Origin of the sequence: Roseomonas sp. TAS13, from assembly GCF_001950415.1 — a bacterium.
GTDB classification, from domain to species: Bacteria; Pseudomonadota; Alphaproteobacteria; order Acetobacterales; family Acetobacteraceae; genus Roseomonas; species Roseomonas mucosa.
The window spans coordinates 1-3460 of record NZ_BDLP01000420.1; the positions used below are offsets into that span (position 1 = coordinate 1).

The following is a 3460-nucleotide window of genomic DNA, read 5'->3' on the forward strand; positions in this document are numbered from 1 at the left end:
CCGCCTGACCCCCGTGCTGGGCCAGCTCGACGATGGCATGGCGGCGCTGCGCGGCCAGCTCGGCGAGGCCTGGAGGCACACCGCCGTGCTGGTGATGACAGAGTTCGGCCGCACCGCTCGCGCCAATGGCAACAACGGCACCGACCATGGCACGGGCGGGGTTGCCTTCCTGATGGGCGGCGCCGTCTCTGGCGGCCGGGTCCTGGCCGACTGGCCCGGGCTCGCCGAGGCACAGCTTTTCGAGAAGCGCGACCTCGCTCCCACCCGCGACCTGCGCGCCATCGCCAAGGGCCTGCTGCGCGACCACCTGCGCCTGTCGCCGGAGGCCATCGCCCGCGCCTTTCCCGGCAGCGAGGCGCTGGCCGCCGAGAACGGGCTGCTCGGGGCCTGACGGCTCGGGGCGGGCACAAGCGTCACCCGCCCCCGCTCCATCAGGCCGCCCGCACCTTCTCCACGAAGTCCAGCACCTGCTGCCGCAGCCGTTCCGACCGCTGCGACAGCTCGCCCGCGGCGGTCAGGACCTCCCCGGCGGACTGCCCGGTCTCCTGCGCGCTCTGGCTGACCGAGCCGATGCTCACCGTCACCACCTCGGTGGACTGCGCCGTCTGCTGCACCGTGCGGGCGATCTCCGCCGTCGCCGCAGTCTGCTCCTCCACCGCCGCCGCGATCGTCACCGTCGCCTCGCTGACCTCGCCGATGGTGCGGGTGATCTCCCCGATGGCGCCCACCGCGCCCTGGGTCGCTGCCTGAACCTGCGCGATCTGCTGGCCGATCTCCTCGGTCGCCCGCGCCGTCTGCGCCGCCAGGTTCTTCACCTCCGACGCCACCACCGCGAAGCCCTTGCCCGCATCGCCCGCCCGCGCGGCCTCGATCGTCGCGTTCAGCGCCAGCAGGTTGGTCTGCCCGGCGATATCGGCGATCAGCCGCACCACGTCGCCGATCCGCCCGCTGCTCTCGGCCAGGGCGCGCATGGTCTCGTCCGTACGGCGCGCCCCCTCCACGGCGCGCGAGGTCACCGCGCTCGCCTGCATCACCTGGCGGCTGATCTCCTGGATCGAGGCGCTCAGCTCCTCCGCCGCAGCCGCCACGGTCTGCACGCCCTGGCTGGCGTCCCCGGCTGCGACCGAGACGCGCGCCGCCTGCTCGTCCGTGCCCCGCGCCGTGGCGGACATGCCCTGGGCCGTCGCCTCCAGCTCGGTCGAGGCCGCCGAGAGCATCCCAACCATCTCGCCCACCTGCCCCTCGAAGCCGCGCACGACCTGCCCCAGCATCTCGGCCCGCCGCTGCTCCGCCCGGTGCGCCGCCTCCTGCTCCTCCTGCAGCCGACGCGCCGTCACCATGCTCCCGCGGAACACCTCCAGCGCCCCGGCCATGCATCCGATCTCGTCCTGCCGGCCGAGGCCCGGGATCTCCACCTCCAGCTCCCCGACGGAAAGCCGCCGCATCGCCCCGGTCATCGCGCCGATCGGCGCGATGACGCGGCGCAGCACCAGAAACAGCCCGCCCAGCGTCACGGCGAGCGCCAGCAACAGCAGCATGACGTTGACGGCCAACGTCACGCCGGCCTCTTCGGCCCGCGCCTCGGCCCGCGCCACCAGTTGCCTCAGCGCCACCAGCGCCACGCCCGACACGGCCGTCACGTCGTCGCTGCTGCGTTGCTGGAAGGTCGCCAGCGGCATGGCCTGGCGCCCCGCCGTCAGGTCTCCATCGATCTCGCGCTGCCGCGCCAGGAAGCTGTCCGGAAAGGCCTCGCGCAGCGGCAGCAGGGCCTGCCGCACCGCCTCGGGCGTGCCGGGCCGGGCCGCGATGTCGAGCACCTGGTCCCAGTTGCCGCGCACCCGCCCATGCCATTCCGCGATGTCGGCCGCCTCCTTTGACGTGGGCGCCCGGCCCGCCGCCAGCAGCGTCTCGTTCAACCCGCCGATCTGCCCCGCCGCGAGGCGCGCGCTCCAGATCGCCTGCTTCAGCGTCATCACCTGGCCGAGTTCCGGTGCCGCCTCGCGGATCATCCCCATGATCTGGGCATCGGCACGGCTGAGCGCCTCGGTATAGGCCAGGGTCGCCCGCGTCGCCTCCTGGATCGCCGCGGCGTCGCTCACCTCCTGGTTCAGGCTGGCATCGAGCCGCGCCCGGAGCGCGCCCATCGACTCGCGATTCTGCCGCAGCGCCTCGATCAGGCCGGCCGTGCCCTCCGCCCGGGACAGGCTGGCCAGGGCGGCGCCCATGGCCTCCTCGCCGCTGGCCCGGCGCTCGGCGATCCGCCGCCGCGCCACCTCATCCGCCTGGCCCGGCCGGATCATGGCCGCCAGGGTGGTGGAACGCTCCACCCGGGCCTCGTTCAGCGCACTGAACAGCGCCGCATCCGCCCGCGACAGCTCGGCGACGCGGATGGCATTGTCACGCCGGGTCCAGCCTCCCCAGACATCGGGGACGGAGGTCCCGATCGTCAGCACGCCCAGAACGCAGATCGTCCCGCCCAGGACGGATTTCATCGATAGCCGCCGCAACATGCCTCGCGCCCCTGTCTGTCTGGCAGCGGCATGTTGCGGCAGGAAAACTACCGTCCCGTGAACGCGGCACCCGAAACACCGCGCCGTGGCGGCAGGCTACGCCCCGCCGAGCCCGGCCCGGATCGCCCCGGCGAAGCTGCGATCCAGCAGATCCTTCGCCTCCACCGGCTTCCGCACCAGCCCGGCGCGGCGATAGAGGTCGATGTTTCCCTGCTCGTCCCGCTCCACGGCGTCGTCCACCGGTACCACCCGGGTCTTCGCCCGCGCGAACCAGTGCTCCGCCACCGGCGCCGGCACGTTCATCAGCCCCGACCATGTCCGGGCATAGCCGGCGGTGTTCGCATTGGCCCATTCCCGCGCCTGGGCCAGCCGCCGCACCAGCTCCGACAGGTCCTCCCGCCGCCGCGCGATGGCGTCGTCGCGCGCCGCCTGGAAGCCCAGCCCCGGCGTGATCCCGCGCCCGCTCGCCACGATCCGCGCGCCGCTCAGGATCTCTTCCTGCGACACATAGGGCTCCCAGGTCGCCCAGGCCTCCACCGCCCCGCGCGACCAGGCCGCCTTGGCATCCGCCGGCAGCAGGAAGACGAACTGCACCGCATCCAGCGGCAGCTTCGCGTGCTCCAGCGCAGCCAGCACCACCTGATGCCCGATCGAGCCCCGCCCCGTGGCGATGCGCTTGCCCACGAGGTCCTGGATGCCCTTCACCGGGCTGTCCTTCGGCACGATGATGGCGAGCCCGCCCCGGTCCTCGCGCGTCGCGGCGATGGCCTTGGCCGGCACCCCCGCCGCCGCGCCGAAGGTGAAGGGCGCATCCCCCACCAGCCCGGTGTCGATGGCATCGGCGTTCAGCGCCTCCACCAGCGGTGCCGCCGCCGGGAACTCGCTCCAGGCGATCCGGTCCTCGAAGCCCTTCAGCGCCCCCGAGGCCTCCAGCACCGCCCGCGCATTGC

3 protein-coding genes are annotated in these 3460 nt (G+C 73.5%); 1 reads left to right on the plus strand and 2 read right to left on the minus strand.

Going from position 1 to position 3460, the window contains the following annotated elements:
• On the plus strand, nt 1–391 hold a 391-nt coding region (locus ROTAS13_RS21335), incomplete at its 5' end, for a DUF1501 domain-containing protein (RefSeq protein ID WP_139323470.1).
• A 40-nt stretch (nt 392–431) separates the two neighbouring features.
• Here ROTAS13_RS21335 and ROTAS13_RS21340 read toward each other — a convergent pair.
• On the minus strand, nt 432–2492 hold the full coding sequence (locus ROTAS13_RS21340; RefSeq protein WP_171979190.1) for a methyl-accepting chemotaxis protein: 2061 nt from the start codon (nt 2490–2492) through the stop codon (nt 432–434).
• A 114-nt stretch (nt 2493–2606) separates the two neighbouring features.
• Nucleotides 2607–3460: ABC transporter substrate-binding protein (locus ROTAS13_RS21345; protein WP_075823341.1), on the minus strand; the 854-nt coding region annotated here is incomplete at its 5' end.